Annotated in this window: 2 protein-coding genes; one reads left to right on the top strand and one right to left on the bottom strand. The window is 61.0% G+C overall.

From position 1 onward, the window contains the following. Nucleotides 1-1141, bottom strand: a 1141-nt coding sequence (locus tag ACXJKO_RS31005) for an ABC transporter substrate-binding protein (RefSeq protein ID WP_457094848.1), incomplete at its 3' end; no start/stop codon positions are given. Nucleotides 1142-1504: 363 nt separating this feature from the next. On the opposite strand from ACXJKO_RS31005, the gene ACXJKO_RS31000 reads away from it, so the two are divergent. Beyond that, the coding region (locus ACXJKO_RS31000; RefSeq protein ID WP_457094847.1) for an AMP-binding protein at nt 1505-2974 on the top strand (1470 nt) is incomplete at its 3' end.

Below are 2974 nucleotides of genomic sequence, written 5' to 3'. Positions count from 1 at the left end.
CGGTGTAATCGTCGAACACCTTCTCGACGATTTCCGTCTCGAGTTTGCCGTCGGCGCGCTTGGCCGCCTTCACCAGATAGAAGTCCTGCACTGGGAAGCCGTTTGCGCCGAACTTGAAGTCGCCGCGCAGGGACTTGAACTCGGCTTTCTTGATCGCCGCGCGCAGCGCATCCTTGTCCTCGGTCTTGCCGCCGGTGGCCTTGAGAGCGGCGTCGATCAGGAGCGCCGCATCATAGGCGTGCATGGCATAAGAGGCGGGAACAGTGTTGTAGGCCGCTTCGAACGCCGCGACGAATTTCTTGTTCTCCGGCGTATCCAAGTTTGGCGCCCAGTTCGAGCCGCTGAGCATGCCGATAGCTGCGTCCTGCTGCGCAGGAAGGTTGGTCTCGTCTACCGTGAAGGCGGAGAGGAACGGGATGCGATCTGCAAGGCCGGCGGCGCGATACTGCTTGACGAGGTTCACGCCCATGCCGCCCGGCATGAAGGTGAAGATCGCGTCAGGCTGCATCGAAGCGATCTTGGCAAGCTCCGACTGGAAGTCGAGAGTGTTGAGGGGGGTGTAGGATTCCTCGACGATCTCGCCCTTGTAGTGGCGCTTGAAGCCGGCGAGCGCATCCTTGCCCGCCTGATAGTTCGGCGCGAGCAGGTAGACCTTCTTGTATCCGCGATCCTGCGCGACCTTGCCGAGCACCTCGTGGTTCTGGTCATTCTGGTACGAGGTTGCGAAGAAGTAGGGGTTGCAGCTCTTGCCGGCGAGGTTCGACGGGCCGGCATTCACGCTGATGTAGAACGTCTTGGCATCCACGATCGGCTTATGGGTAGCGACGGCAACGTTGGAGAAGATTGGGCCGACCACGAAATCCACCTTGTCGCGCTCCAGAAGGCCCTTCACCTTCGTCACCGCCACGTCGGGCTTCAATTCGTCGTCCACGATCACGACTTCCACGTCGCGTCCGCCGAGCTTGCCGCCGAGATCCTTCACGGCGAGCTGGAAGCCGTCACGGGCATGCTGGCCCAGAACGGCCGAGGGGCCGGAGAGGGTCAGCAGCAGGCCGACTTTAAGCTTCTCCTGGGCTATGGCCGGCGCGGCGCTCAGGCCGAGAGCCGCTGCCAGGCCARGGGTTTTCATAGTCACGTTCATCGATTGTCTCCCGAGTGGCTGTTCCCGCGCACTTCATTGTCGTGCTGCATCTTTGTGCCGGCGGGACCTGAGCCTCGCCGGAAAGGCGGCGCTAATGTGCCGCAATTTTTTCCTGACGAACACTCCCTTTGTTCGAGGCGGTCTATCGTGAACCCAAACCCTGGGGATTGCCAAGGATTGTTTTAAGATTAAAATATTTGTAGAGTTCTTCAAGCGGATATTTCCGCAGAGGAAGGCGAGATGACGAGAGCGTGATCCACCATGAGCATGAGGCCGGGGATCGCCGCTGCGCGCCCTGGGAATCCTTAGCCGTTCGTGGCTCACGAAACGCATCCCCGCAGCAGAACAACAGAGGAGCGGACGATGGCGGACACGGCGCATGTGGATACCTTCGCACGGGACAATCTTCCGCCCGAGGATCAATGGCCCAGCTTCCGGTTCACGCGTCCCGAGCTGCAATATCCCGAGCGTCTCAACTGCGCCGTTGCCTTTCTCGACCGCTGGGTGGACGAGGGCAGGGGTGACGAGATCTGCATCATTTCTCCTGCCGAGACTCTGACTTACCGCGCGTTGCAGGAGCGGGTGAACCGCATCTGCAATGTCCTTGTCGACAAGCTGGGCTTCGTGCCCGGCAACCGGGTGCTGCTGCGCTCCGCCAACAATCCCATGATGGTGGCGGCTTATCTTGCCGTTCTGAAAGCGGGCGGTATCGTGGTGGCGACCATGCCGCTGCTGCGTGCCAAGGAGATCGCCTATCCCATCGCCAAGGCCAAGGTCAGCATCGCGCTATGCGACTACCGTCTCGCCGATGAGATGGAGCGTGCCAAGGCCCTATCGCCGGATCTGCGGCACGTGGTTTACTGGGGCAATGGCTCGCCCGGCAGCCTTGATGCCATGTTGGCGGACGCTTCGCCGGAGTTCGAAGCCGTCGATACAGCCGCGGACGATGTTTGCCTTATCGGATTCACCTCCGGCACGACTGGTGAGCCGAAGGGCACCATGCATTTTCATCGCGACATGCTCGCCATTTGCGATGCCTATGGCGGCAATGTCCTTCGGCCGGAGTCGAGCGACCGCTTCATCGGCTCTCCACCTGTGGCCTTCACCTTCGGTCTCGGCGGGATCGTCCTGTTCCCGATGCGCGTCGGGGCTTCGACCGTTCTTCTTGAGAAGGCAGGTCCGGACGATCTTCTTCCCGCTATCCAGCAGTACAAGACCACGATCTGCTTCACGGCGCCGACAGCCTATCGTGCCATGCTTTCGAAGCTTGATGGCTTCGACATATCCTCTTTGCGCAAATGCGTCTCAGCGGGAGAGGCCCTGCCGAAAGCCACATTCGATACATGGCATGAGGCCACCAACATCAAGCTGATGGATGGCATCGGCGCGACGGAGATGCTGCACATCTTCATCGCGGCGAAAGAGGATGAAATCCGGCCTGGCGCCACCGGCAAGCCTGTTCCCGGCTATGAAGCCAAGGTGATCGACGGGGAGGGGAAGGAGCTTCCTCCCGGCAGCATCGGGCGTCTTGCGGTGCGCGGCCCAACGGGATGCCGCTATCTCGCCGATGAGCGCCAGCGCAAGTATGTGCAGGATGGCTGGAACGTGACCGGCGATACCTACCTCATGGATGAGGAGGGATACTTCTGGTATCAGGCCCGTTCCGACGACATGATCGTTTCTTCCGGATACAACGTTGCGGGCCCGGATGTCGAAGCGGCCCTGCTGACGCATCCGGCCGTGGCCGAATGCGGAGTTGTCGGAGCACCCGACGATGGCCGCGGCATGATCGTCAAAGCCTATGTCGTACTGCGCCCCGGCCATGAACCCGGT

The organism is Microvirga sp. P5_D2, assembly GCF_054049475.1.
Note: the sequence above shows the minus strand (reverse complement) of the source record. Positions and strands in the feature narration are given on the sequence as shown.